This window comes from Nocardioides sp. Z40_12 (genome assembly GCF_058215795.1).
In genome coordinates this window covers 423,891-448,065 of record NZ_JBZAJA010000002.1, presented here as the reverse complement: position 1 = coordinate 448,065, position 24,175 = coordinate 423,891, and the positions used below count along the sequence as shown (strand labels likewise).

25 protein-coding genes are annotated in these 24,175 nt (G+C 72.6%); 2 read left to right on the top strand and 23 right to left on the bottom strand.

What is annotated here, in order from left to right; translation table 11 throughout:
• Window positions 1-15 precede the first annotated feature (15 nt).
• A complete protein-coding gene (locus AC4BG9_RS05380; RefSeq protein ID WP_490570047.1) occupies window positions 16-639 on the top strand; it encodes a TIGR03085 family metal-binding protein in 624 nt (207 codons plus the stop codon).
• On the opposite strand, the gene hisF is transcribed toward AC4BG9_RS05380, so the two are convergent.
• The 6 genes from hisF to hisD form a co-directional block, all read right to left on the bottom strand.
• A complete protein-coding gene (gene hisF / locus AC4BG9_RS05375) occupies window positions 636-1,415 on the bottom strand; it encodes an imidazole glycerol phosphate synthase subunit HisF (protein WP_490570046.1) in 780 nt (259 codons plus the stop codon). The two genes, AC4BG9_RS05380 and hisF, sit on opposite strands and share 4 nt — an antisense overlap.
• Window positions 1,412-2,179 carry a bifunctional 1-(5-phosphoribosyl)-5-((5-phosphoribosylamino)methylideneamino)imidazole-4-carboxamide isomerase/phosphoribosylanthranilate isomerase PriA gene (priA, locus tag AC4BG9_RS05370; RefSeq protein ID WP_490570045.1) on the bottom strand — a complete coding sequence of 256 codons (768 nt, stop codon included), beginning with the start codon at window positions 2,177-2,179 and terminating at the stop codon, window positions 1,412-1,414. Before priA ends, hisF begins: the two co-directional genes overlap by 4 nt.
• 128 nt (window positions 2,180-2,307) lie before the next feature.
• Window positions 2,308-2,940: an imidazole glycerol phosphate synthase subunit HisH gene (gene hisH / locus AC4BG9_RS05365; protein WP_490570219.1), complete on the bottom strand. Its 633-nt coding sequence runs from the start codon at window positions 2,938-2,940 to the stop codon at window positions 2,308-2,310.
• 77 nt (window positions 2,941-3,017) lie between these two features.
• The gene (gene hisB / locus AC4BG9_RS05360) at window positions 3,018-3,650 is read right to left on the bottom strand and encodes an imidazoleglycerol-phosphate dehydratase HisB (protein ID WP_490570044.1); all 633 of its coding nucleotides are present in this window, start codon (window positions 3,648-3,650) and stop codon (window positions 3,018-3,020) included.
• Entirely contained in the window at window positions 3,647-4,753 is a 1,107-nt protein-coding gene (locus AC4BG9_RS05355) for a histidinol-phosphate transaminase (RefSeq protein ID WP_490570043.1), read from the bottom strand. Before AC4BG9_RS05355 ends, hisB begins: the two co-directional genes overlap by 4 nt.
• Window positions 4,750-6,045, bottom strand: coding sequence for a histidinol dehydrogenase (gene hisD / locus AC4BG9_RS05350; protein WP_490570042.1), 1,296 nt, complete (start codon window positions 6,043-6,045; stop codon window positions 4,750-4,752). Before hisD ends, AC4BG9_RS05355 begins: the two co-directional genes overlap by 4 nt.
• A 72-nt stretch (window positions 6,046-6,117) precedes the next feature.
• Between hisD and AC4BG9_RS05345 the strand changes: the two genes are divergently transcribed.
• Window positions 6,118-6,795 (top strand): LON peptidase substrate-binding domain-containing protein, encoded by a 678-nt coding sequence (locus AC4BG9_RS05345; RefSeq protein WP_490570041.1) that lies wholly within the window; start codon window positions 6,118-6,120, stop codon window positions 6,793-6,795.
• 13 nt (window positions 6,796-6,808) lie between these two features.
• On the opposite strand, the gene AC4BG9_RS05340 is transcribed toward AC4BG9_RS05345, so the two are convergent.
• The 17 genes from AC4BG9_RS05340 to ftsW form a co-directional block, all read right to left on the bottom strand.
• On the bottom strand, window positions 6,809-7,372 hold the full coding sequence (locus AC4BG9_RS05340; RefSeq protein WP_490570040.1) for a hypothetical protein: 564 nt from the start codon (window positions 7,370-7,372) through the stop codon (window positions 6,809-6,811).
• Complete coding sequence (gene dnaE / locus AC4BG9_RS05335; RefSeq protein WP_490570039.1) at window positions 7,357-10,914, bottom strand: DNA polymerase III subunit alpha; 3,558 nt, start codon at window positions 10,912-10,914, stop codon at window positions 7,357-7,359. The genes AC4BG9_RS05340 and dnaE overlap by 16 nt, the downstream gene beginning before the upstream one ends.
• A 143-nt stretch (window positions 10,915-11,057) precedes the next feature.
• Window positions 11,058-12,038, bottom strand: a complete 981-nt coding sequence (locus AC4BG9_RS05330; RefSeq protein ID WP_490570038.1) for a DUF2332 domain-containing protein — start codon at window positions 12,036-12,038, stop codon at window positions 11,058-11,060.
• A gap of 30 nt (window positions 12,039-12,068) precedes the next feature.
• Complete coding sequence (locus tag AC4BG9_RS05325; RefSeq protein WP_490570037.1) at window positions 12,069-12,509, bottom strand: GNAT family N-acetyltransferase; 441 nt, start codon at window positions 12,507-12,509, stop codon at window positions 12,069-12,071.
• Window positions 12,510-12,562: 53 nt separating this feature from the next.
• Window positions 12,563-13,501, bottom strand: a complete 939-nt coding sequence (locus tag AC4BG9_RS05320) for an RluA family pseudouridine synthase (RefSeq protein WP_490570036.1) — start codon at window positions 13,499-13,501, stop codon at window positions 12,563-12,565.
• Window positions 13,498-14,061 carry a signal peptidase II gene (gene lspA, locus AC4BG9_RS05315; RefSeq protein ID WP_490570035.1) on the bottom strand — a complete coding sequence of 188 codons (564 nt, stop codon included), beginning with the start codon at window positions 14,059-14,061 and terminating at the stop codon, window positions 13,498-13,500. The genes AC4BG9_RS05320 and lspA overlap by 4 nt, the downstream gene beginning before the upstream one ends.
• Complete coding sequence (locus AC4BG9_RS05310; RefSeq protein ID WP_490570034.1) at window positions 14,034-14,822, bottom strand: TraR/DksA family transcriptional regulator; 789 nt, start codon at window positions 14,820-14,822, stop codon at window positions 14,034-14,036. The genes lspA and AC4BG9_RS05310 overlap by 28 nt, the downstream gene beginning before the upstream one ends.
• Window positions 14,823-14,996: 174 nt before the next feature.
• Complete coding sequence (locus tag AC4BG9_RS05305; RefSeq protein WP_490570033.1) at window positions 14,997-15,764, bottom strand: DivIVA domain-containing protein; 768 nt, start codon at window positions 15,762-15,764, stop codon at window positions 14,997-14,999.
• A gap of 109 nt (window positions 15,765-15,873) precedes the next feature.
• Complete coding sequence (locus tag AC4BG9_RS05300) at window positions 15,874-16,176, bottom strand: YggT family protein (RefSeq protein WP_490570032.1); 303 nt, start codon at window positions 16,174-16,176, stop codon at window positions 15,874-15,876.
• Between the two features lie 9 nt (window positions 16,177-16,185).
• Window positions 16,186-16,686 (bottom strand): cell division protein SepF, encoded by a 501-nt coding sequence (locus AC4BG9_RS05295; protein WP_490570031.1) that lies wholly within the window; start codon window positions 16,684-16,686, stop codon window positions 16,186-16,188.
• Between the two features lie 58 nt (window positions 16,687-16,744).
• Window positions 16,745-17,440 carry a YggS family pyridoxal phosphate-dependent enzyme gene (locus AC4BG9_RS05290; protein ID WP_490570030.1) on the bottom strand — a complete coding sequence of 232 codons (696 nt, stop codon included), beginning with the start codon at window positions 17,438-17,440 and terminating at the stop codon, window positions 16,745-16,747.
• Window positions 17,437-18,126 (bottom strand): purine nucleoside phosphorylase YfiH/LACC1 family protein, encoded by a 690-nt coding sequence (locus AC4BG9_RS05285; protein ID WP_490570029.1) that lies wholly within the window; start codon window positions 18,124-18,126, stop codon window positions 17,437-17,439. Before AC4BG9_RS05285 ends, AC4BG9_RS05290 begins: the two co-directional genes overlap by 4 nt.
• Before the next feature lie 3 nt (window positions 18,127-18,129).
• Window positions 18,130-19,389 carry a cell division protein FtsZ gene (ftsZ, locus tag AC4BG9_RS05280; RefSeq protein ID WP_490570028.1) on the bottom strand — a complete coding sequence of 420 codons (1,260 nt, stop codon included), beginning with the start codon at window positions 19,387-19,389 and terminating at the stop codon, window positions 18,130-18,132.
• Window positions 19,390-19,654: 265 nt separating this feature from the next.
• Window positions 19,655-20,410, bottom strand: a complete 756-nt coding sequence (locus AC4BG9_RS05275; protein ID WP_490570027.1) for a cell division protein FtsQ/DivIB — start codon at window positions 20,408-20,410, stop codon at window positions 19,655-19,657.
• Window positions 20,410-21,828 carry a UDP-N-acetylmuramate--L-alanine ligase gene (murC, locus tag AC4BG9_RS05270; protein ID WP_490570026.1) on the bottom strand — a complete coding sequence of 473 codons (1,419 nt, stop codon included), beginning with the start codon at window positions 21,826-21,828 and terminating at the stop codon, window positions 20,410-20,412. Before murC ends, AC4BG9_RS05275 begins: the two co-directional genes overlap by 1 nt.
• Window positions 21,825-22,895, bottom strand: coding sequence for an undecaprenyldiphospho-muramoylpentapeptide beta-N-acetylglucosaminyltransferase (gene murG, locus AC4BG9_RS05265; protein WP_490570025.1), 1,071 nt, complete (start codon window positions 22,893-22,895; stop codon window positions 21,825-21,827). The genes murC and murG overlap by 4 nt, the downstream gene beginning before the upstream one ends.
• A gap of 12 nt (window positions 22,896-22,907) precedes the next feature.
• Entirely contained in the window at window positions 22,908-24,158 is a 1,251-nt protein-coding gene (gene ftsW / locus AC4BG9_RS05260; RefSeq protein WP_490570024.1) for a putative lipid II flippase FtsW, read from the bottom strand.
• Window positions 24,159-24,175 lie beyond the last annotated feature (17 nt).

Here is a 24,175-nt window from a genome sequence, read left to right as displayed (position 1 = left end):
CCCTAGGGTGGGTCCATGAGCGACTCCCTGGCCCGCCGGGAACGACAGGGCCTGTGTGACACCGCGCTGGCCGTGGGCGCAGGCGCGCCCACCTGCTGCGAGGGCTGGGACGCCCGCCGCCTGATCGCCCACCTCCTGGTCCGGGAGCGCTCGGCCGCGGCGGTGGGCCTGGCGGTTCCCCCGCTGGCGGGGCGCACCGAGCGGGCGATGGACGGGCTGGTCCAGCGCGACCTCCCCGACCTCGTCGCCCGGCTCCGCCGGCCCGCACCCTGGCTGGTGGGGCCGGTGGACAACGCGCTGAACACCACCGAGTTCTTCGTGCACCACGAGGACCTGCGTCGGGCGCAGCCGGGCTGGGAGCCGCGGGCGCTGGCGGGGGCCGACGAGGACACCCTGTGGCGCCACCTCTCGCTGGCCGGCCGGGCCCTGGTCCGCCCCGCCGGCGTGCCCGTGGTGGCGGTCCGCGACGACGGGCAGCAGACGGTGCTGCGCCGCGGCGAGGACCCGGTGGTCCTCACCGGGCGCGCCTCGGAGCTGGTGCTGCTGCTCTTCGACCGGCCCAGCGTGGACGTCGCCGTGGAGGGCCTGGAGGAACCGGTGCACCGGTTCCGGGCGGCCTTCGACCGGCTCGGGTCCTAGCCCGCGGAGGGCGGCTGCCGCACGGGGTACCCGGCCGCCGCCATCGCCTCCTTGACCTCCGGCACCGTCAGGGTGCCGAAGTGGAAGACCGACGCCGCCAGCACGGCGTCCGCGCCGGCGGCCACCGCCGGGGCGAAGTGCTCGCGGCGACCCGCTCCCCCGCTGGCGATCACCGGGACCGACACCTCGCGGCGGACCGCGGCGATCAGGTCGAGGTCGAACCCGTCCTGGGTGCCGTCGGCGTCCATCGCGTTGAGCAGGATCTCCCCGGCGCCGAGCTCGGCGGCCCGCGCCGCCCACTCCAGGGCGTCCAGCCCGGCCGAGCGCCGTCCGCCGTGGGTGGTGACCTCGAAGCCCGAGCCGGTGCCCTCGGCCCGCCGGGCGTCGACGGAGAGGACCAGGACCTGGTTGCCGAACCGGTCCGCGATCTCGGCCACCAGCTCGGGACGGCGGATCGCGGCGGTGTTGACCGCCACCTTGTCGGCCCCCGCCCGCAGCAGCTGGTCGACGTCGGAGACCGAGCCGACGCCGCCGCCCACGGTGAGCGGGATGAAGACCTCCTCGGCGGTGCGCGAGACGACCTCCATGGTGGTGGCCCGTCCCTCGTGTGAGGCGGAGATGTCGAGGAAGGTCAGCTCGTCGGCGCCCTGGGCGTCGTAGGCCCGCGCCAGCTCGACGGGGTCGCCCGCGTCACGCAGACCCTCGAAGTTGACGCCCTTGACCACCCGGCCGCCGTCCACGTCCAGGCAGGGGATCACCCTGATCGCGAGGGTCATGCCGGCGAGGGCAGGGTCAGCGCGAGCGCCTCCTCGAGGGTGAACCGACCCTCGTAGAGCGCGGTCCCGATGATGGCCCCCTCGACCCCCACGGGGACCAGGCCCTGCAGCGCCTCGAGGTCGGCCAGCTCGGTGACGCCGCCCGAGGCGACCACCGGACGGTCGGTCCGCGAGCAGACCGAGCGCAGCAGCTCCAGGTTGGGGCCCTGGAGCATCCCGTCCTTGTCGACGTCGGTCACGACGTACCGGGCGCAGCCCTCGGAGTCCAGCCGGGCCAGCACCTCGTAGAGGTCGCCGCCCTCCTGGGTCCAGCCGCGGGCCGCGAGGGTGGTGCCGCGCACGTCCAGGCCGATGGCCACCCGGTCGCCGTACGTCGCGATCGCCCGCGCGCACCACTGCGGCTGCTCCAGCGCCGCGGTGCCGATGTTGACCCGCCGGCAGCCGGTCGCCATGGCCGCGGCCAGCGACTCGTCGTCGCGGATGCCGCCGCTCATCTCCACCTTGATGTCGAGCCGGCCGACGATCTCCGCCTGCAGCTCGCGGTTGTGGCCACGACCGAACGCCGCGTCGAGGTCGACCAGGTGCAGCCACTCCGCACCCGCCTCCTGCCAGCGCAGGGCGGCCTCGACCGGGTCGCCGAAGCGCTTCTCCGAGCCGGCCACCCCCTGCACCAGCTGGACGGCCTGGCCGCCGGCGATGTCGACGGCGGGCAGCAGCTCGAGGTAGCGGGGGGCGGCGGAGCCGGAGGTGGTGGGTTCGGACACGGGAGTGCTCCTCGGAAAGGTGGTGAGGGACGGCGGCAGCTCGCCGACCGGGGGGATGGGAGGCATGGGACGGGGCGCAGGTAGGTGTCGCGGCGCAGCCGCGGCGGCCTGCCGGCGCGCCCGCCGGATCACAAGGTCGAGACCCAGTTGCGCAGGAGCCCGGCTCCCGCGTCGCCGGACTTCTCGGGATGGAACTGGGTGGCGCTCAGCGGGCCGTTCTCCACGGCGGCGACGAACCTGTCCCCGCCGTGCTCGGCCCAGGTCACCAGCGGCGCACGGGTGCGGTCGTTGGTCACCAGGTCCCAGGACCGCACGCCGTAGGAGTGGACGAAGTAGAAGCGCTCGTCGCCCAGCCCCTCGAAGAGCTTGCTCTCGGCCGGGGCCTCGACGGTGTTCCAGCCCATGTGGGGCACCACGTCGGCCTGCAGCCGCTCGACGACGCCGGGCCACTCGTCGCAGCCCTCGGCCTCCACGCCGTGCTCCACGCCCTTGGCGAAGAGGATCTGCATGCCCACGCAGATGCCGAGCACCGGGCGTCCGCCGGCCAGCCGCCGGCCGATCACCTCGTGCCCGCGCACGGAGCGCAGCCCCTCCATGCAGGCGGCGAACGCACCCACGCCCGGCACGACCAGGCCGTCGGCGTCCTCGGCCACCCGCCGGTCGGCGGTCAACGTGACCCGGGCGCCGGTGCGCTCCATCGCCCGCACCACCGAGCGCAGGTTGCCCGAGCCGTAGTCGAGCACCACGACGTCCTTGTCCACGGGGTCCACGGGGTCCACGGGGTCCACGGGGTCCACGGGGTCCACGGACTCCTCGGCGGGCTGGGCCGGGCTCGCGGTCACAGGGCGCCCTTGGTGGAGGGCACCCCGGTCTCGCGGGGGTCGAGGGCCACCGCGTCGCGCAGGGCCCGGGCGAACGCCTTGAACTGGGTCTCGACGATGTGGTGCGGGTCCCGGCCACCGAGCACCCGGACGTGGATCGCCATCTGGGCGTGGTGGGCCACCGACTCGAAGACGTGCCGGGTCAGCGAGCCGACGTAGCCGGCGCCGGTGCCGCCGATCAGCACGTACTGCTGCCCTTCCGGCTCGCCGTCGTGCACGCAGTAGGGGCGCCCGGAGACGTCCACCACGGCCTGCACGAGCGCCTCGTCGAGCGGCACCGTGGCGTCGCCGAAGCGGCGGATCCCGACCTTGTCGCCCAGGGCGGTGCGGATCGCCTCGCCCAGGGCGATGGCGGTGTCCTCGACCGTGTGGTGGGCATCGATGTGGGTGTCGCCCTCGACGTGGACCACGAGGTCGACCAGGGCGTGCCGGCCGAAGGCGGTGAGCATGTGGTCGTAGAAGCCGACCCCGGTGCTGACGTCGGTGCGGCCGGTGCCGTCGAGGTCGAGCTCGAGGTGGACCTTGGTCTCCCGGGTCTGGCGGTCGACCACCGCGGTACGGCGGCGCTGGAGGCCCTGCTGCTCGTTCATCCCTGCTCCTCGCTCGTGCCCCGGGTGGTCACGTCCACCAGGGCCTGCCTGAATGCTGCCATCTCCTGAGGCGTCCCGACCGAGACCCGCAGCCAGCCGTCGGGGCCGACCTCGCGGATCAGCACCCCCCGGTCGAGCAGACCCTGCCAGACCGCGTGCCGGTCGGCGAACCGGCCGAAGTAGACGAAGTTGGCGTCACTGTCGGCCACCTCGTGCCCCCGGCCGCGCAGCCAGTCGACCAGCTCGTCGCGTTCGCGCCGCAGGTCGTCGACCCGGCCGAGCAGCTCGCCGGCGTGCCGCAGCGCCGCCAGCGCGGTGGCCTGGGTGACCGCCGAGAGGTGGTAGGGCAGGCGCACCACCCGGATCGCGTCGCAGATCGCAGGGTCGGCGGCGAGGTAGCCCAGCCGGGCCCCGGCCAGCGCGAACGCCTTGCTCATGGTGCGGGTGACCACCAGGTTGCGGTGCCGCGGCAGCAGCTCCAGCGCGCTGGGCGTGCCGGTACGCCGGAACTCGCCGTAGGCCTCGTCCACCACCACCACGCCGTCCCCGGCGGCCTCGCACAGGGTGGTGATCGCCTCGGGTGGCAGCGCCGTCCCGGTGGGGTTGTTGGGCGAGGGCAGCAGCACCACGCTCGGCCGGTGCTCGAGCACCAGCTCGCGCGCGGCGGCCAGGTCGAGGGAGAAGTCCTCGGCCCGCCGCCCCTGGACCCACTCGGTCACGGAGTCGCGGGCGTACTCCGGGTACATCGCGTAGGTGGGCGCGAAGCTGAGCGCGCACCGCCCCGGGCCGCCGAAGGCCTGGAGCAGCTGGAGCATCACCTCGTTGGAGCCGTTCGCCGCCCACACCTGCGCGGGAGTGATCCCCGAGCCGCCGGAGGAGTTGAGGTAGTCGGCGAGCCGGGCGCGCAGCTCGACGAGCTCGCGGTCGGGGTAGCGGTTGAGGGTCGTGGCCGCCTCGGCCACCGACGCCGCGATGTCGGCGACGACGGCAGGCGAGGGCGGGTAGGGGTTCTCGTTGACGTTGAGCTGGACGGGGACGTCGAGCTGGGGCGCGCCATAGGGCTCGAGGCCGACGAGCGCCTCGCGCAGGGGTGGGAAGGTCACCGGAGGCGGACCTTCACTGCCTCGCCGTGGCCGGGCAGGTCCTCCGCCTCGGCCAGGGCCACCACGTGGCCGGCGACCTGCTCGAGCGCCTCGCGGGAGTAGTCCACGACGTGCACCGACCGGGTGAAGGCGCGTACCGAGAGCCCCGAGGAGTGGCAGGCGCAGCCCGCGGTGGGCAGCACGTGGTTGGAGCCGGCACAGTAGTCGCCCAGCGAGACCGGCGCCCAGGTGCCGACGAAGACGGCCCCGGCGTTGCGGACCCGGGCCGCCACGGCCGAGGCGTCGACGGTGTGGATCTCGAGGTGCTCGGCGGCGTAGGCGTTGACCACCGCCAGCCCCTGCTCGAGGTCGCGGACCAGCACGATGCCCGACTGCTCGCCGGTCAGGGCGGTCCGCACCCGCTCGACGTGCCGGGTGACGGCGACCTGCTTGTCCAGCTCGGCCTCCACCTCGCCTGCGAGACGCTCGGAGTCGGTGACCAGGACCGAGGCGGCCATCGGGTCGTGCTCGGCCTGGGAGATCAGGTCGGCGGCGACGTGGGCGGCGTCGGCGGAGTCGTCGGCGAGGATCGCGATCTCGGTCGGTCCGGCCTCGGAGTCGATGCCCACGACTCCCTTGAGCAGCCGCTTGGCGGCCACGGTGTAGATGTTGCCCGGGCCGGTCACCAGGTCGACGCGGGCGCACGGCCCGGCGCCGTAGGCGAGCATCGCGATCGCCTGGGCACCGCCCACGGCGTAGACCTCGTCGACGCCGAGCAGCGCGCACGCCGCCAGGATGGTGGACTCCGGCAGGCCGCCGTTGTGCTTCTGCGGCGGGCTGGTCAGGGCGATCGAGCCGACCCCGGCGACCTGCGCGGGCACCACGTTCATCACGACCGAGGAGACGAGCGGGGCCAGCCCGCCGGGCACGTAGAGGCCGACCCGGTCGACCGGCACCTTGCGGTGGGTGACCACGGCGCCCGGGGCCAGCTCGGTGACCACGTCGTGCTCGAGCTCGGCCTCGCAGGTGGCCCGGAGCCGACGGATCGACTCCTCCAGCCCCGCACGCACCGTCGGGTCGAGCTTCTCCAGGGCCTCGCCCAGCGCCTCGACCGGCACCCGGATGTCGTCGAGGCGGACGCCGTCGAAGCGCTCGGAGAGCTCGCGGACGGCCTCCACTCCCCTGGTGCGCACGTCCTCGCAGATCGGCTGCACGACATGGACCGCGGACTCGACGTCGAAATCGGCGCGCGGCACGGCGGCGCGGTAGTCGAAGGACGCGTCGGCGTCCCGGAGGTCGAGGCGGCGGATCATGGGGCCAATTGTAGGTCTGCACCTCTGCGTGCCCCTTGCCCGGACCCGCGGTGGACAAACTACGTTGGGCGGGTGAGCCAGACCCCGCCCGAGGTGCTGCCGATGTTCCCGCTGAGCACCGTGCTGTTCCCGGGGGTCTCGGTGCCGCTCCACGTCTTCGAGGACCGCTACCGCGCCCTGGTGCGCCACCTCGCCGCCGAGCCGGACCCCGCCAAGCGCCTCTTCGGCACGGTGGCGATCCGCGAGGGCTACGAGGTCGGGGACCATGGCTCCCAGTCCCTCTACCGGGTGGGCTGCCTGCTCCAGCTCTCCGACATCGAGCCGCTGGCCGACGGGGGGTTCGACATCGTCGCGGTGGGTCGGGGACGCTTCCGGCTCGACCGGCTGGTCACCACCCAGGACTATCCCGCCGCCCAGGTCACCACGCTCGCCGACGGCGAGGTGCCGGTCCCCGACGCGCTGGTGGCCCGGGCCCGGGCCACCTTCACCGCCTATCGGGCCGCCCTCGCCCAGTTCCGCGAGGACCCCTTCTCGGGCGCCCTGCCGCGGGACCCGCACTACCTGTCGTGGACCCTCTCGGCGCTGGTGCCGCTGCCGATGGCCGAGCGGCAGTCGCTGCTCGAGGCCGACGACACCGCTGAGCGGCTGGAGCTGGTGACGCGGCTGCTGCGCGAGGAGCTGCGTGCGATGAACGTCATCCCGTCGCTGCCCGCGACCGAGGTGGCCCGCACCCGCTGGTCCCCCAACTGAGTGCCGCCCGCCGTCACTCGTCGGGGTCGGCGGGGGCGCGGGACCCCGAGAGGAACACCCCCACCAGGCCCAGGAGCGCGCCGGCCGGCAACGCACAGAACGCGCTCGACTCGAACCAGAAGGGCCACGGGTGGTCGCCGGCCCCCGCCAGCGTGAGGTCCGCGGGCACCGACGTCATGTCGGCGGCAGTGGCGGCCACCGTGGCCGGGTCGGGCGGGCCGAGGGCGTGGCCCACCTGGAACATCACCCAGGCCGCGAGGAGCGAGCCCAAGCAGGCGCCGGCCAGCGCGACGAGCTCGGTGCCGCGGGACCACAGGGCGAGGACCACCCCCAGCACCAGCCCACCGGCCACGCCGATGACGGCGAAGAGCGCGGTGGCCGAGACCTCCTGGGCCAGGCCCGCCCGGGTGAGGAACCACTCGCCCTCGAAGACCATGCCCTCCGGCGGCTGCCACACCGCCACCCAGACCACGCCGAGCACCGCCCCCCAGACCGCCCAGGCCAGCAGGAGCACCAGGAAGCGGCGCAGCAGGACGCGGCGCGGCGGACCCGACGGCGGACTCAGCTCGTCAGGCATCCGGGACCGAGCAGCTGCTTGAGGTCGGCGAACAGCGCCGGGCTGGCGGTGACCCGCAACCGGTTGTCGAGCTTCATCACGGTCGTGGAGGTGCGGGTGAGCAGGCGCAGCTGCACCTCGGTCATCCCCGGGTGGGTGGAGAGCACGTCGCGCAGCTGCTCGACCACGGGTGCGGTGCACCGGGTGGAGGGCAACGAGATGACCACCGGACCGCTGGGTCCGTCGGTCAGGTCGGGCACCGTGACCTCCTGGCCGCGCAGCTCGGGCTGGTCCTTGTCCCGGGAGAGCTGGCCCTTGACGCGCAGGATGGCGTCCTGGGAGAGGTAGGGCGCGGCCAGCTGGTAGGAGCTGGGGAAGAGCAGCACCTCGATCGCGCCGTCGAGGTCCTCCAGGGTGAGGGTGGCCCAGGCGTCGCCGCGCTTGGTGATCTTGCGGTTGACCGCGGTGACCAGGCCGCTGACGGTGAGGGTGCTGCCGTGCGGCCGGTCCTCGTCGAGCATGAGCTGGCCGATGGTGCAGTCGGTGCCGGCGGAGAGGACGTGCTCGAGCCCCATCAGCGGGTGGTCGGAGACGTAGAGGCCGAGCATCTCGCGCTCGTGGCCCAGCAGCGTCATCTTGTCCCACTCGTCGATGTCGGGGACGGTCACCGAGATGCCGAACCCCTGGTCGGCCTCGTCGAGCCCGCCGAAGAGCGAGTCCTGCCCGATCGCCTCGTTCTTCTTGATGTCGACGTACTGGTCGACCGCGCTCTCGTGGATCGTCACCAGGGCCCGGCGGCGGTGCTTCATCTCGTCGAAGGCGCCGGCCTTGATCAGGGACTCGATCACCCGCTTGTTGCAGACCAGGGCGGGCACCTTGCCCATGAAGTCGTTGAAGTCGGTGAAGCGCCCCTTCTCCTCCCGCGCGGCCACGATGCCGTCCACGACGTTGGCGCCGACGTTGCGCACCGCGGTGAGCCCGAACCGGATGTCGGTGCCGACCGGGGTGAAGTTGGCCGCGGACTCGTTGACGTCGGGCGGCAGCACCGAGATCTTCATCCGGCGACACTCGTTGAGGTAGATCGCCATCTTGTCCTTGTCGTCCTTGACCGAGGTCAGGAGCGCGGCCATGTACTCGGCCGGGAAGTTGGCCTTGAGATACGCGGTCCAGTAGGAGACGAGGCCGTAGGCGGCCGAGTGGGCCTTGTTGAAGGCGTAGTCGGAGAACGGCAGGAGGATGTCCCACAGGGTCTTGATCGCGGCCATCGAGTAGCCGCGCTCCTGCATGCCGCCGGAGAAGGTGGCGAACTGCTTGTCCAGCTCCTCCTTCTTCTTCTTGCCCATGGCGCGGCGCAGCAGGTCGGCCTGGCCCAGCGTGTAGCCGGCGAGCTGCTGGGCGATCGCCATCACCTGCTCCTGGTAGACGATCAACCCGTAGGTCTCGCCCAGGATGTCCTCGAGCGCCTCGGCGAGCTCGGGGTGGATCGGCTCGACCGGCTCGCGGCCGGTCTTGCGGCGTGCGTACTTGTTGTGGGAGTCGGCCCCCATCGGTCCGGGCCGGTAGAGGGCGCCGACCGCCGAGATGTCCTCGAAGGTGTCGGGCCGCATCGAGCGCAGGAGCGCCCGCATCGGGCCGCCGTCCAGCTGGAAGACGCCCAAGGTGTCTCCGCGCTGGAGCAGGCCGTAGGTGGCGGGGTCGTCGAGGGTGAGGTCCTCCAGGACCACGTCCTCGCCCCGGTTGGCCTTGATGTTCTTGACCGCGTCGTCGAGGACCGTGAGGTTGCGCAGCCCCAGGAAGTCCATCTTGATCAGGCCCAGCGACTCGCACGTCGGGTAGTCGAACTGGGTGATCATCGCCCCGTCGGAGGGACGCTTGAGCAGCGGGATCACGTCGAGCAGCGGCTCGCTGGACATGATGATGCCGGCGGCGTGGACGCCCCACTGACGCTTCAGGCCCTCGATGCCCATGGCGGTGTCGACGACGCGCTTGACGTCGGGCTCCGCCTCGTAGAGGGCGCGGAACTCGCCGCCCTCGCCGTAGCGCTTGTGGTCGGGGTTGAAGATCTCCTTGAGCGGGACGTCCTTGCCCATCACCGCGGCCGGCATCGCCTTGGTGATCCGGTCACCCATGGAGAAGGGGTAGGCCAGGATCCGCGAGGAGTCCTTGACGGCCTGCTTCGCCTTGATCGTGCCGTAGGTGATGATGTAGGAGACGCGGTCGTCGCCGTACTTGTCGGTGACGTACTTGATGACCTCGCCGCGCCGGCGCTCGTCGAAGTCGATGTCGAAGTCGGGCATGGAGATGCGGTCGGGGTTGAGGAACCGCTCGAAGATCAGGCCGTGCTCGAGCGGGTCGAGGTCGGTGATCCGCATCGCGTAGGCGACCATCGAGCCCGCACCCGAGCCGCGCCCGGGACCGACCCGGATGCCGTTGTCCTTGGCCCAGTTGATGAAGTCGGCGACCACGAGGAAGTAGCCGGGGAAGCCCATCTGGGTGATGACGCCGACCTCGAAGTCGGCCTGCTTGCGCACCTTGTCGGGGATGCCCTCGGGGTAGCGCACCCTCAGACCGCGCTCGACCTCCTTGACCAGCCAGGAGTTCTCGTCCTCGCCCGGGGGGCAGGGGAAGCGCGGCATGTAGGTGCCGTTGCCCTCGGTGAACTCGACGTCGCACCGCTCCGCGATCCACAGGGTGTTGTCGCACGCCTCGCGCAGGTCGTACTTGTCGACCCACAGGGAGCGCATCTCGGCCGGGCTCTTGATGTAGTAGCCGTTGCCGGAGAAGGCGAACCGCTGGCCGGGGCCGTCGCCGGCCGGGATGTCCATCGTCGAGCCGGAGTTGATGCACAGCAGGTGCTCCTGGCTGGCGGCGTCCTCCTGGCGCACGTAGTGGGAGTCGTTGGTCGCCAGCAGCGGGATGTTGAGGTCCTTGGCGAGGCGGAGCAGCCCGTCGCGGACCCGGGTCTCGATGGAGAGGCCGTGGTCCATCAGCTCGAGGAAGTAGTTGTCGCGCCCCAGGATCTCCTGGAAGTCACCGGCCGTCTGCCGGGCCGCCTCGTAGTTGCCGTGCCGCAGGTGGACCTGGATCTCGCCCGAGGGGCAGCCGGTGGTGCCGATCAGGCCCTTGCCGTACTGGCTCAGCAGCTCGCGGTCGGCGCGCGGGTGCTGGAAGAAGCCGTCGCGCCAGGCGCCGGTGGAGAGCCGGAAGAGGTTGTGCATCCCCTCCGTGGTCTCCGAGAGCAGGGTCATGTGGGTGTACGCACCACGGCTGGAGACGTCGTCGGGCCCGCCCTGGTAGAAGTTCACCCGCTTGCGCTCGAACCGGGAGATGTTGGGGGTGAAGTACGCCTCGATCCCGATGATCGGCTTGATCCCGGCGTTCTTGGCCTTCTTGTAGAACTCGTAGGCGCCGAAGACATTGCCGTGGTCGGTCATGGCGATGGCTGGCATGCCGAGCTCGGCCGTCCGCTCGGCCATGTCCTGCAGGCGCGCGGCGCCGTCGAGCATCGAGTACTCGGTGTGGACGTGCAGGTGCACGAAGTTGTCGTTGGAACCGGCCGACATGAGTGGTTCTTCCACACCTTCCGAGGGGGTTGCTGGAGCACGCGCGGCTGGCGCGTCCTGGGGAAGGAAGCCAGCCTACGACAGCCTCTCAGACCCCTCCGACAGGACACGGGCACCGAGGTACGGCGGACCCCGACGCCCGCTCACCACCACCGGATCGCCTGGCCGTGGCCATGGGTCCAGGCGACGCTGCGGCCGTCCAGCGCCAGCACGAAACCGGGGTGGCCCGGGGGCGGGAGCGGGCCGGTGGCGGAGACCTCAGGCAGCACCGTTGCCCCCTCGTTGCTCACCCAACGGCAGCGACTGCGGGCCACCAGGTCCGCCGCGAGCTCGGCGAACCGGGCCCGGTCGGCGTCGTCCAGGTAGGCGATCACCGCGCTGTGGAAGAGGACCGGGACGCCGTGCCGACCGGCGTCCTCGACCAGCCCGGGCAGCAGCTCGAGCAGGTCCCCGCCTCGCACCTGGGGCGGGTCCAGGCGCGCCACCTCCATCGCCGCCCGCAGCCGCTCACGCCGCTCCTGCTGCTCCGGCCAGACCAGCACCTCGAGCCAGGCCCGCTGGTCGGGGTCCGAGACGTCCACGGGCGACAGGTCGCACCCCGCACGCCAGGTGACCACGGGGTGCCGGGACGGGACCGGCACCGGGCCTTCCACCTCCGCGGTGAGCACGGGTCCTCGCCCGTCCTGCAGGTTCCCGGCGCCCGGCCACCGGTAGTCGTAGCGGTCCGGGAAGAGACAGAGCCCGGCGCTGGCCCCCGCCTCCACCAGGGCCAGCGGCTCCCCCGCCTCCTGCTCGATCCGCGCGAACAGCGGCACCAGCGTCGCCAGCCTGCCCACCTCGTTGGTCTGGGTGGCTCGTGCCAGGATCGTCGCCCGGACCTGGTCCGGACGGGAGAGGAGCGTCTCGCGGAACCCCTCGTAGTGGCCGGGCGCCAGGGCTCCGTGCCACCGTGCGGCGGCGAAGACCAGGTTGGGCTGCTGCTTGACCGTTGGCAGGTCGGCCAACCAGTCGAGCACCTCGGGGTCGTTCGCCACCCCGAGTGCCCAGTCGGCGAAGCACGGCGAGTCCGCCGCCTCCGTCGCGAACGTGAGGTACCGGTGGGTCAGGCTGCCGCGCATCTCCATCGGGCCATCATGGCCGAGACCAACCGCTGGTCAGCCCGACCAGCCCGGCCAGGAGAGGTGGATGTCGGGCGCCTGCTCCTCGTTCTCCGACCCGTCCGTGCGGGCCACCTCGACGAACCCGTGGCGGGCGTAGAACCGACGCGCGGCGTGGTTGGACTCGAAGACCCACAGCCCGACGCCGTCGGGGCGCAGCGTCTGGACCAGCTGGAGCAGGGCGGTGCCCGCCCCGCGGTTCTGGGCGTGCGGGGCGACGTAGAGGTGGTCGATCCAGGTGGCGGTGACGAGCGCGAAGCCCAGCAGCGCGGCCCCGCCCTCCTCGGACCCGGCCGACGACCCCGCCTCGGCCAGCCACAGCTCGTGGTCGGTCAGGTCCCAGTCCGACACCCAGGCACGCACCTCGTCGGCGGTGTGCACCAGGGGCGGGATCGCCGGCACGGCGGCCGCCCGCGCGGCCAGGAAGAGCTCGGCCACCGCCGGCAGGTCGACCGAGGCACCCGGCCGGAGGACGAGCTCGTCGGAGCCGGTCAGCGCTCGTCCCGGATGGTCTCCAGGGCCTGGGCCAGGTCGTCGGGGTAGTCGGTCTCGAACTCGACGTACTCGCCGCTGTCCGGGTGCACGAAGCCGAGCTTGACCGCGTGCAGCCACTGCCGCTCCAGGCCCACCCGCTTGGCCAGCACCGGGTCGGCGCCGTAGGTGATGTCCCCGACGCACGGGTGCTTCAGCGCGGCCATGTGGACCCGGATCTGGTGGGTGCGCCCCGTCTCGAGGTGGACCTCCAGCAGGCTGGCGAAACGGTGTGCCTCGAGGGTCTCGTAGTGGGTGACGCTGTGCCGGCCGTCGGCCATCACCGCGAACTTGTAGTCGAACCTGGGGTGCCGCCCGATGGGGGCGTCGATCGTGCCCTCCAGCGGGTCGGGATGACCCTGCACCAGCGCGTGGTAGGTCTTGTCCACGATGCGCTGGCGGAAGGCGTCCTTGAGCACCGAGTAGGCCCGCTCGGACTTGGTGATCACCATGACGCCCGAGGTGCCCACGTCGAGGCGCTGCACGATCCCCTGGCGCTCGGAGGCGCCGGAGGTGGCGATCCGGAACCCGGCGGCGGCCAGGTGGCCGACGACGGTCGGGCCGTTCCAGCCCGGGCTCGGGTGGACCGCCACTCCCACCGGCTTGTCGATCACCACGATGGAGTCGTCGTCGTGGACGATCTTGATGCCCTCCACCACCTGCGGGACGACGGCCAGCGGGTCCTTCTCCACCGGGATCGAGACCTCGAGCATGGAGCCCGGGTGGACCCGCTCGCTCTTGGCGACCCCGACCCCGTCGAGCCGCACCAGGTCCTGGGCGATCAGCTCGGAGGCCCGGGTCCGGGAGAAGCCGAACATCCTGGCCATCGCCGCGTCGACCCGCTCGCCCGCGAGCCCCTCGGGCACCAGGACGGTGCGGTGCTCGGCGTGGCCGCTCATGCCTCGTCCTTCGTCGCCGCGGCGGTGTCCCGCTCGCCGCTCAGGGTGATGCCGCGGAAGCTCTGCAGGATGATGATGCCCGCCGCGACGTTGATGAAGACGTCGGCGAAGTTGAAGACCGGCCAGTTGGGCAGGGCCAGGAAGTCGATCACGTGGCCGCGGAACGGCGACGGGTCGCGCAGGATCCGGTCGACGAGGTTGCCACCCACGCCGGCCAGCAGCAGTCCCATGCCGACGGCCCAGAAGACGCTCCCGATCCGGCGGCTCAGGAAGCCGATGACCAGCACGGCCACGATCGCCAGGCAGGTGAGCACCACGGTGAACTCCGTGCCCATGCTGAAGGCGGCACCCGGGTTGAACACCAGGTGCAGCGTGAACCAGTCACCCAGCAGGGGGCGGTCGCCGTCCTCCAGCGCGGACAGGGCCCACGCCTTCGAGCCTTGGTCGACCGCCAGGCCCAGAACGGCCAGGAGCAGGAAGACCCGGCGGGCTCGGCGTCGCCGATCGGACGTGTTGACCTGGTCGCTGGAACTCAGCGACGCTCCTCGCGTTGCTTGCATGACAGGCACAGTGTGGCACGCGGGAATGCCATGACCCGCATCTTGCCGATCGCCTCATCACAGGACTCGCAGACGCCGTAGGTGCCGTCGTCGATGCGGCCTAGCGCCCGCTCGATCTGCTCGAGCATCTCTCGCTCGCTGTTCATCAGGGTCAGCTCGTGGTCGCGCTCGAAGCTGGTGGCCCCGAGGTCGGCCTGGTCGTGGCCGGCGCCGTCGCCGGCGTCGCGCATCAGACCGTCGAGCTCGCGCTCCTGGGCCTCCATGATCTCGACCAGGCGGTCACGGTGCACGTGGAGGTCGGCCAGGACCTCGTCGAGCTCGGCCTTCGTCCAGGCGTCCTCGCCCTCCTTGACCCGGAGCGCCGTGGCAGGCGTGTTCTTGGGTGACGCGTTCTTCACCGGGGTCGACCTCTCGCTCGTCGGGCTGGACGTCTTCTTGGCCGGGGCACCCGATCCGGCCGCAGCCTTCTTGGCCGACGGGGCCTTCTTGGCCGGAGCCGCCTTCTTCGCCGGAGCCGCCTCCTTCGCCGGAGCCGCCTCCTTCGCCGGAGCCGCCTTCTTGGCCGGAGCCGCCTTCTTGGCAGGCTCAGACTTCTTGGCGGCGGCCGCCTTCTTGGTCGCCTTCTTCGCAGGCGCGGTCCGGGAGGCGGGAGGCGGGGTGCTCACCTCGACGGGCGTCTCCCCCGCACCGGACAGCCCGACGACCCGTCGCGCCACGGCGGCGGCCGATCCGGCCAGGGACTTCCGAGCACTGCCAGCCATGGAGCACGCCCCTTTGACAAGAAAAGGATGTGGCAGATGCCACATGCTGGGTAGGGACAGTAACCCCTGGGGGGTCGCCACTCAACCCGCCCGACGCAGCGTCTCACCGGCAAGCAGAACGGCTGGCTCCCCGGGGGGAGCCAGCCGTTGCGTTGCCGATCGGGTGAGGGAGTCTCAGCCCTCGTCGTCGCCCAGGATGGAGCGGAGGCGCTTGGGAGCCACCACGCCTTCTCCGGGCGAGGGGTTCTCCAGGCTCCCGGTGCCCTCGAGGGCCTCCAGCTGCTGGGTGAAGTAGGTCTTGAGCCGCGAGCGGTACTCGCGCTCGAAGGACCGGAGGGTCTCCACCTCGCCGTTGAGCTTGTCCCGCTCCTTCTCGAGGTCGCCGAACATCTGCTGGCGACGCTCCGCGGTCTCGGAGTCGAGCATCTGCGCGCGCTGCCGGGCCTCGGCCTCCATGCGGTCGGAGTTGGTCTTCGACTCGGCCTCGAGGCGCTCGGCCTTGGTGCGCGCCTCGCCCACGATGCGGTCCGCCTCGTTCTTCGCGGCGTCGACGAGCTCGTCGGCGTTGCGGGTGGCGATCTCCAGCAGCCGCGCGGCGGCGTTGGAGGCGTCGGGCACCGTCTCGACCTTGATGGTCTCCACGGCGGGCGCCGGGGCGGCGGCCACCGGCTCAGGGGCCCGCACGGGCTCCGGCACGGGCTCCGGCTCCGGCGCCCTGACCGGCTCCGGGGTGACGGCGAACGGCGAGGGGGCGGGGGCCCCGGCGCCGGCCTTCTGCGCGGCCGAGAGCTTGGCCCTCAGGTCGTCGTTCTCCTTGGTCAACCGGGCAAGCTCTGCCTCGACCTCGTCCAGGAACTGGTCGACCTCCCCCATGTCGTATCCCTCGCGGAGACGGACAGGAGTAAAGCGCTTGTTGCTCACGTCCTCAGGCGTCAGCGGCATGACCTCACCCAATCTCTTCGTCGGCAAACTTGTGGTGCTGCTGTTGGAACAATAGCGCCCGTGGGGCCACCGTGTTCAGGGACCCGTGTGGCTGGTGGTTCACAGGCGGTCAGGCACCCACGACGCCGAAGGTGCGGCCGACCACCCAGAGCAGCAGATAGGCGGCCAGCAGGACGAGCATGAAGCTCAGGTCGAGGGCCACCGAGCCCAGCCGGACGGGCGGCACGAAGCGCCGCACCGCCTTGATCGGCGGGTCGGTGAGGGTGTACACGACCTCGAGCACGACCAGCAGGGGCCCCTTGGGGGACCACTGGCGCGCGAAGACCTGGACCCAGTCGACCACGAAGCGGACGAACATCAGGGCCAGGAAACACCACAGGACGGCGTACAGGACCGTTCCGATGACAACCACCGGGGCGCCTCAGCTCTGGTTGAAGAAACCGCCCTCGACGAGGCGTTCCTTCTCCTCGGCCGCGACGGTCACGTTGGGGGGCGAGAGGAGGAAGACCTTGTTGGTGATCCTCTCGATGGTCCCCCGGGTGGCGAAGACCAGCCCCGCCGCGAAGTCGACCAGGCGCTTGGCGTCGGAGTCGTCCATCTCGGAGAGGTTCATGATCACCGGGATGCCCTCCCGGAACTGCTCACCGACGGTGCGCGCCTCGTTGTAGGTACGGGGGTGCAGCGTGGTGATTCGACTCAACTCGTGGACCGTTCCAGGGTCGGGGACCGGTGCCGGACGGCGCCGCTCGGTGAGGTCGGCGACCGGGGCGGGCTGGCGCTCGCGCGCGGGCACCCGCTCCTCGACCCGGCCGTTGACCGTGCTGGTCTGGGCTTCGTGGTCATCGGCGGCGTAGTCGTCGTACCGTCCGGTGTCCTCGAGCAGGCCGAGGTACTCGCCGATCCTGCGCATCGCGCCGCTCATGACAATTTCCTCCGGTACGTCGTGGCGCCCCACAGGGGCACGATCCTCTTCTCGGACATTACAAGACCTCCGGCCTGGGACCCAGGACCGCGGAGCCGACACGCACGTGTGTCGCCCCGTGCGCGATGGCGGCCTCCAGGTCGGCACTCATCCCCGCCGACAGCTGGGTCGCGCCGGGGTGCTCGGCGAGGAAGGACTCCCTCACCCGGGCGAGACGCTCGAACGCCCGGGCCGGCTCCTCGCCCAGCGGAGCGACGGCCATCAGTCCGGCCAGCCGCAGGTGGTCGTGGGCCGCTGCCCGGTCGGCCAGGGCCGCGAGCTCGTCGGGGGCGACCCCGGACCGGTGGGTCGCCCCGGGCCCGTCGAGGCTGACCTGCAGCAGCACGTCGAGCCGGCGGCCGGCGCGCTCGGCGCCGCGGTCCAGCGGCCCGAGGAGCCGCGGGCGGTCCACGGACTCCACGACGTCGGCGTAGGCGGTCACCGCGGCGGCCTTGTTGCTCTGCAGCCCGCCGATGAAGTGCCACCTCAGGTCCAGGTCGTCCAGCTCGGCCGACTTGGCGGCCGCCTCCTGGTGCCGGTTCTCCCCCACCTCCCGGACCCCCAGCTCGTGGAGCAGCCGCACGTCGGCGGCCGGGAAGAACTTGGTGACCACCACGAGCGTCACCTGGTCGTCGCGGCCGGCCGCGGCGCGAGCGCGGTCGATGCGCTCGCCCACCACGCCCAGGTTGGCGCTCAGCTCCTCGCGCCGGCTCATGCGCACCACACCAGGCCCGCGAACCGGCCGGCGCGCTCGCCGTCGCGTCGGTAGGAGTGCAGCTCCGGGTCCTCCCGCGTGCACCGGCCGACCTCCACCACCTCGGCGCCCGCCCGCACGAGCTGGGCGCGCACCCCCGCGCCGATGTCGAGGGCGGGGGTGCCCCAGGAGGTCTCGGCGAAGGACTCGGGGACGCGCCGGGCCACCTCGTCGCGCATCGCCTCGGGGACCTCGTAGCAGCGTCCGCAGACGTGGGGGCCCAGCCACGCCACCAGGCGCTCGGCGCCGAGCGCACGCATCGCGTCGACCGCGCGGGCGACCACCTCGAGCGCCATGCCCGGGCGCCCGGCGTGGACGGCACCCACCACACCGGCGTCCGGGTCGGCCAGGACCACCGGGACGCAGTCGGCGACGCGGACCATCAGGCCGAGCCCGGGTGTGTCGGAGACCAGCGCGTCCCCGGTGGGGACCTCGTCGGGCACCATCGGCCCGGTGGCCCGGACCACCTCGGCGCCGTGCACCTGGGTCAGCCGGGCGAACGGCACGCCCGCCGCCGCCTCCACCTCGGCGAGGGCGTCGGGGAAGCCCGGCCGCAACCCCTGGAGGTCGCGGGACGCGCCGGTGAAGGCGACGTCGACCCGCTTGCGGGTGACGTCGCCCTCACGGGAGTCGCGGTAGACGAACACGGCCTACTTCAGGAAGTCGGGGATGTCGAGGTCGTCGTCCTCGAACTCGACCTGCCGCGACGGGCGGGGGCGGGTGGTGGCGGGAGCGGCCTCGCGCGCCGGGGACTGGCGCGCCCCACCGGACTCACCGGCGCCGCGGCCCTCGCCCTCGGCGGAGGCCTGTGCCATCGCCGGGCTGGGCGTCCGGCGCTCGGGGGCGTCGGCCTGGCGACCGGAGTCGCGACCCTGGGGGGCCGGGACGGCGGGCCGGGCCTGGGACTGCTGCGACTGCACCGACGGACGGTTGAAGCCGGAGCTGTTCTCCCGCCGCTTCGGCATCCCGCCGTCGAAGCCGGCCGCGATCACCGTGACCCGGACCTCGTCGCCGAGGGCGTCGTCGATGGTGGCGCCGAAGATGATGTTGGCCTCCGCGTGGGCGGCCTCGGAGACCAGGGCCGCGGCCTCGTTGATCTCGAAGAGCCCCAGGTCGGACCCACCCGCGATGGAGAGCAGCACGCCGTGGGCGCCCTCGATCGAGGCCTCCAGCAGCGGGCTGGAGACGGCCATCTCGGCAGCCGCGACGGCACGGTCCTCGCCACGGGCCGAGCCGATCCCCATCAGCGCGGAGCCGGCGTTGGCCATCACGGACTTGACGTCGGCGAAGTCGAGGTTGATCAGGCCGGGGGTGGTGATCAGGTCGGTGATCCCGGAGACACCCTGGAGCAGCACCTGGTCGGCCTGCTTGAAGGCGTCGAGGATCGAGACGTTGCGGTCGCTGATCGAGAGCAGGCGGTCGTTGGGGATCACGATGAGGGTGTCGACCTCTTCGCGCAGCTGGCTGATGCCCTCCTCCGCGGAGTTGGCCCGCCGGCGTCCCTCGAACGCGAACGGCCGGGTCACCACCCCGATGGTCAGGGCGCCCAGGGAGCGGGCGATGCGCGCCACGACGGGGGCGCCGCCGGTGCCGGTGCCGCCGCCCTCGCCGGCCGTCACGAAGACCATGTCGGCCCCCTTGATGACCTCTTCGATCTCGTCGGCGTGGTCCTCGGCGGCCCGGGCCCCCACGTCGGGGTTCGCCCCGGCACCGAGACCGCGGGTGAGCTCGCGGCCGATGTCGAGCTTCACGTCGGCGTCGCTCATGAGCAAGGCCTGGGCGTCGGTGTTGATCGCGATGAACTCGACGCCCTTGAGGCCGACCTCGATCATCCGGTTGACGGCGTTGACGCCACCACCACCGATGCCCACGACCTTGATGATCGCCAGGTAGTTCTGGGCTGCTGCCACGGTCTACGCCTTCCTTGGTCCGGACCCCTCCCGGGGGCCCTCGGTGGTCTGTGGTGGAGAGGAACGAGATCGCCCTCGCTCGGATCGGGTGCGGAACCCTAACCGTGAGCCTGAGGGTTATAGTTATGTCAACCTCGCGTTGGAGAAGACACTAAGCAGACGCGTCCCCGATCGACGCACCAACACGCCGCCGACGCGCGTGAAATGCACACGGACTGTTGACGTCTCGGTCACCTCGGGCCGGACGCCGGGAGCAGGCCGGGGCTCAGCCGGAGGTGACGGGCTGGCCGGGCACGCTGACGTCGTACCGCTGGGCCTCCCGGGCGCGCAGCAGCGCCGCCAGCACCTCCGCCTTCTGCTCCGACTCCTCCGCGGAGCCCCAGAGCACCACCCGCGCGTCGCGCAGCACCAGGGAGATCTGGTCGACGGTCTCGACGTCGACGTGGTCGACCCGCCCGGCGATGTCGGCCGGCAGCGCCGCGATCACCTCGGCCCCCTCCTCGAGCGCGTCCTGACCCGGCTCCCCCACCATCAGCACCCGCGGGAGTCCGGCGGGCGCCTTGCGGTACTGGGTGAAGACCACGCCCTCGCGGTCGAGCCCGCGCAGGGTGCCGCCCAGGTCGACCACGGCGATCGCCACCCGCTCGTCGACCTCGACGAGGACCTCGTCGGGCCACTGGCGCCGCACCCGGGCCCCACGCACCTCCGCCAGGGTCTCGACCCGGCGCCGGATCGCGTCGAGATCCAGGCGGGCCAGCGGCGCACCCGCCTCGATGCCCGCGGCCTCGCGCACCTGCGCGTCCGAGAGGAGCCCCTCGCCGGTGACCTCGACCCGGTCGACACCCAGCACGTCGGAGAACCACACCAGCCAGGCCCCGGTGGCCAGCAGCGCGACCACGAGCAGGGCCACGCCCAGGCGCCGCCACACCCCCCAGCGGCGGGCCCACTGACGGCGCAGGAAGCGCCGGCGGGTCCGCTCCGCGGGAGGCAGGTCGCCGGCCCGGCCGGGTAGCCGGACCATCAGTCCCCGGCCCCGGCCAGGAGCTCGAGGACGCGCGGCCCAAGGTCGGTGACCGAGCCGGCGCCCAGGGTCACCACGAGGTCGCCCGGACGCGCGCGCCGCACCAGCTCGGCCGGCACGTCGTCGAAGCCGGGGACGAAGGCGACCCGGTCGGCCGGCAGCGGGCAGGCCCGGGCCACCAGCTCGCCGGTGACCTCGGGGTCCGGGTCCTCGCGCGCGACGTAGACGTCGAGGACGACCACCTCGTCCGCAGCCCCGAGCGCCTCACCCATCTGCTGGCCGAAGATGCGGGTCCGCGAGACCAGGTGGGGCTGGAAGGCGACCACCACGCGTCCTTCCCCGGCCACCGCGCGGGCGGCCTGGAGGTCGCCGGCGATCTCGACGGGGTGGTGGGCGTAGCTGTCGTAGACGCGGACACCGCCCGCCTCGCCCTTGAGCTCCATCCGCCGGCGGGTGCCGGTGAACCCCGAGAGCCCGCGGACGAGGTCGTCGAAGGTGAAGCCGAGCCGGAGCCCCGCGCCCAGGGCCGCGGCGGCGTCGAGCACGTAGTGGCGCCCGGGGATCTGCAGCCGCAGCCGCCCGAGCTCGGTGCCGTCGCGCACCACCGTCGCCGAGGAGCGCGTGCCCTCGAAGCCCACGTCGACCAGGCGCAGGTCGGCCTCCTCGGACTCGCCGACGCCGACGACGTCGAGCCCCCGAGCCCTGGCCTCCCGGGCGAGCGAGGCGGCGCCGGGGTCGTCGACGACGCAGACCAGGAACCCGTCGGGGTCCAGGCGGTCCAGGAAGTCGGAGAACGCCGCGCGGTAGGCCTCCTCGGTGCCGAAGTGGTCGAGGTGGTCGGCCTCCACGTTGGTCACCACCGCGCCGTGGGGGCGGTAGACCAGGAACGCGCCGTCGCTCTCGTCGGCCTCGGCGACGAAGAGGTCGCCGGACCCCTGCTGGGCGTTGGTCCCGGTGGCCGCCAGGTCGCCCCCCACGGCGTACGTCGGGTCGGCGCCGGCCGCCTGCAGGGCGACGGTCAGGAGCGAGGTGGTGGTCGTCTTGCCGTGGGTGCCGGCCACCGCGATGGTGCGCCGGCCGGCCATCAGCGAGGCGAGCCCGGCCGAACGGGGCAGGACCCGGAGCCCGCGGGCCAGCGCCGCCACGACCTCCGGGTTGTCCTCGCGGACCGCGGTGGAGACCACCAGGGTGTCGGCGTCCCCCAGGTGCGCGGCGTCGTGACCCACGTGGACCACGGCACCGAGCTCGGCGAGCCGGTCCAGGGTCGGGGAGGCGGAGCCGTCGCTGCCGGAGACCTGGATCCCGCGGGCCAGCATCAGCCGCGCGATGGCGGAGAGGCCGGCGCCGCCGATGCCGACGAAGTGCACCCGGCCGAGCTCGTCGGCGGGCAGCAGCTGATCGGGCACGGGGAGCTTCACCTTGCGGCCTCCAGGATCATCCGGGCGAGCCGCTCGTCGGCGTCCAGGGTGACGGCCGCCGCCGCTGCGATCCCCATGTCGTGCAGGCGCTCGGCGTCGGTGAGCAGCCCGGGCAGGGTGGCCCGCACCCACTCGGGGGTGAGAGCGGCGTCGGCGACCAGGAGCCCCCCGCCGGCGTCGACGACGGGCCGGGCGTTGAGCGCCTGCTCGCCGTTGCCGATCGGCAGCGGGACGAAGACGGCCGGCAGGCCCACGCCGGAGACCTCGGTGACCGTGTTGCTGCCCGCGCGGCACAGCACGGCGTCCGCGGCGGCGTAGGCCAGGTCCATCCGGTCGACGAAGTGCCGCACCACGTAGGGCACCTCGCCCACCGGGGCGAGCGCCTCCTGCTTGGGCCCGACCACGTGGAGCACCTGGACGCCGGCCGCGGCGAGGTCGGAGGCGGCGCCCAGCACGGCCGCGTTGATGCGGGCCGCCCCCTGGGAGCCGCCGGTCACCAGCAGCACCGGGAGGTCGGACCGGAGCCCGAACTCCGCGCGGGCCTGCGCCCGCAGGGCCGGCCGGTCCAGGGTCGAGATCATCCGGCGCACCGGCAGGCCCGTGTGGACGGCGTGCGGGAGGTCGGTGTCGGGGAAGCTGGTCGCCACGTGGCGGGTCAGCCGCGCCCCGAGGCGGTTCGCGATCCCCGGCAGGGCGTTGCCCTCGTGCACCACCAGCGGGAGGCGACGGGACCTGGCGGCCAGGTAGGCGGGGACCGAGACGTAGCCGCCGAACCCGACCACCACGTCGGGACGCACCCGGTCGACGATCTCCACCGCGGCCCGGCGCGCGGCCAGCAGGCGCGCCGGCGTGCGCAGCAGGTCGGGTCCCGGACGGCGCGGGAGGGGTACCCGCGGCACCACCTCCAGGGGGAGGCCGGCCTCGGGGATCAGCCGGGCCTCGAGGCCTGTGCTGGTCCCCAGGCAGGTGATCCGGGTGGCGGGCTCGAGCCGCCGCAGGGCGTCGGCGGTGGCGAGCAGGGGCGAGGTGTGGCCGGCAGTTCCCCCGCCGGCGAGCAGGACGCGCATATCCGTTCCAGACTAGGCGGTGCCGCGGCCGGTCGGAGACGCGGCCGCCACCCCGGTGGTCGGCGAGGGACGGCGGGCCGCGAGGGCCGCGGCGGCCTCCGGCTCGCGGCGGGCGAACCCGATGAGGAGGCCGAGGGCGACCAGGGACGGCAGCAGGGCCGACCCGCCGTAGGAGATGAGGGGCAGCGGGATCCCGATGACCGGCAGCAGCGCCAGCACCATCCCGACGTTGATGATCATCTGGCCCAGCAGCCACACCACGATCCCGAAGGTGGCGTAGCGCACGAAGGGGTCGGCGGTGGCCACCGCGACCCGGGTCGCCGCGTAGGCGATGGTCAGGAAGAGCAGGATCACCAGCAGCGTCCCGACCAGGCCGAGCTCCTCGCCGAGCACCGCGAAGATGAAGTCGGTGTGCGCCTCCGGCAGGTCGCCCCACTTCTGGGTCGAGCCGCCGATCCCCTGCCCGAGCCAGCCGCCCGTGGAGAGGGCGTAGAGGCCGTGGGCGGGCTGCCACCCGGTGTCGTGGTAGTCCTTGAACGGGTCGACGAAGTTGGTCAGCCGCTCGCGGCGCTCCACACTCGTGGAGGCCAGGTAGAGGGCGACCACCCCGACCACCGAGCTGGAGAAGACGAAGAGCCGGCTGGGCGCCCCCACGATCCACAGCATGGCCAGCAGGATCGCGAAGAGGACCAGCGCCGTGCCGAGGTCCCGCCCGATGACGACCAGCACGATGACGGCCAGGATGCCGGGCACCACCGGGACCATGACGTGGTGGAGCTGGTCGAGGCGCCGTTCCTTGTGGGCGTACACGTGGGCCGCCCACAGCACGATCGCCAGCTTGGCGATCTCGGAGGGCTGCACGGAGAAGGGTCCGACGCCGAGCCAGTTGGTGTTGCCGTTGACGGTGATGCCCAGGCCCGGCACCTGCACCAGGCCGAGCAGCACCACCGAGACACCGAGCCCGGGCCAGGCCAGGCGCCTGATCGCGGCGTACGGCATCCGCGAGGCCACCCAGGCGGCGGGGATGCCGATGGCGACCCACAGCAGCTGTCGCTTCACGATGGCGTAGGAGTCGTCGTAGAACTTGAAGGAGCGCACGCTGGAGGCGCTGAGCACCATGATCAGGCCGATGGTCAGCAGCAGCGCCGAGGCCCCCAGCAGCAGGTAGTAGGAGGTGAGGGGCCGGTCCATCGCGTGCCGCAGGGTCCTCCCCCACGACATGAGGCTGCGCGAGGCGACGTGGTCGGGGTTCGCGGTGGTCATCTGCGTTCCCCTCTCAC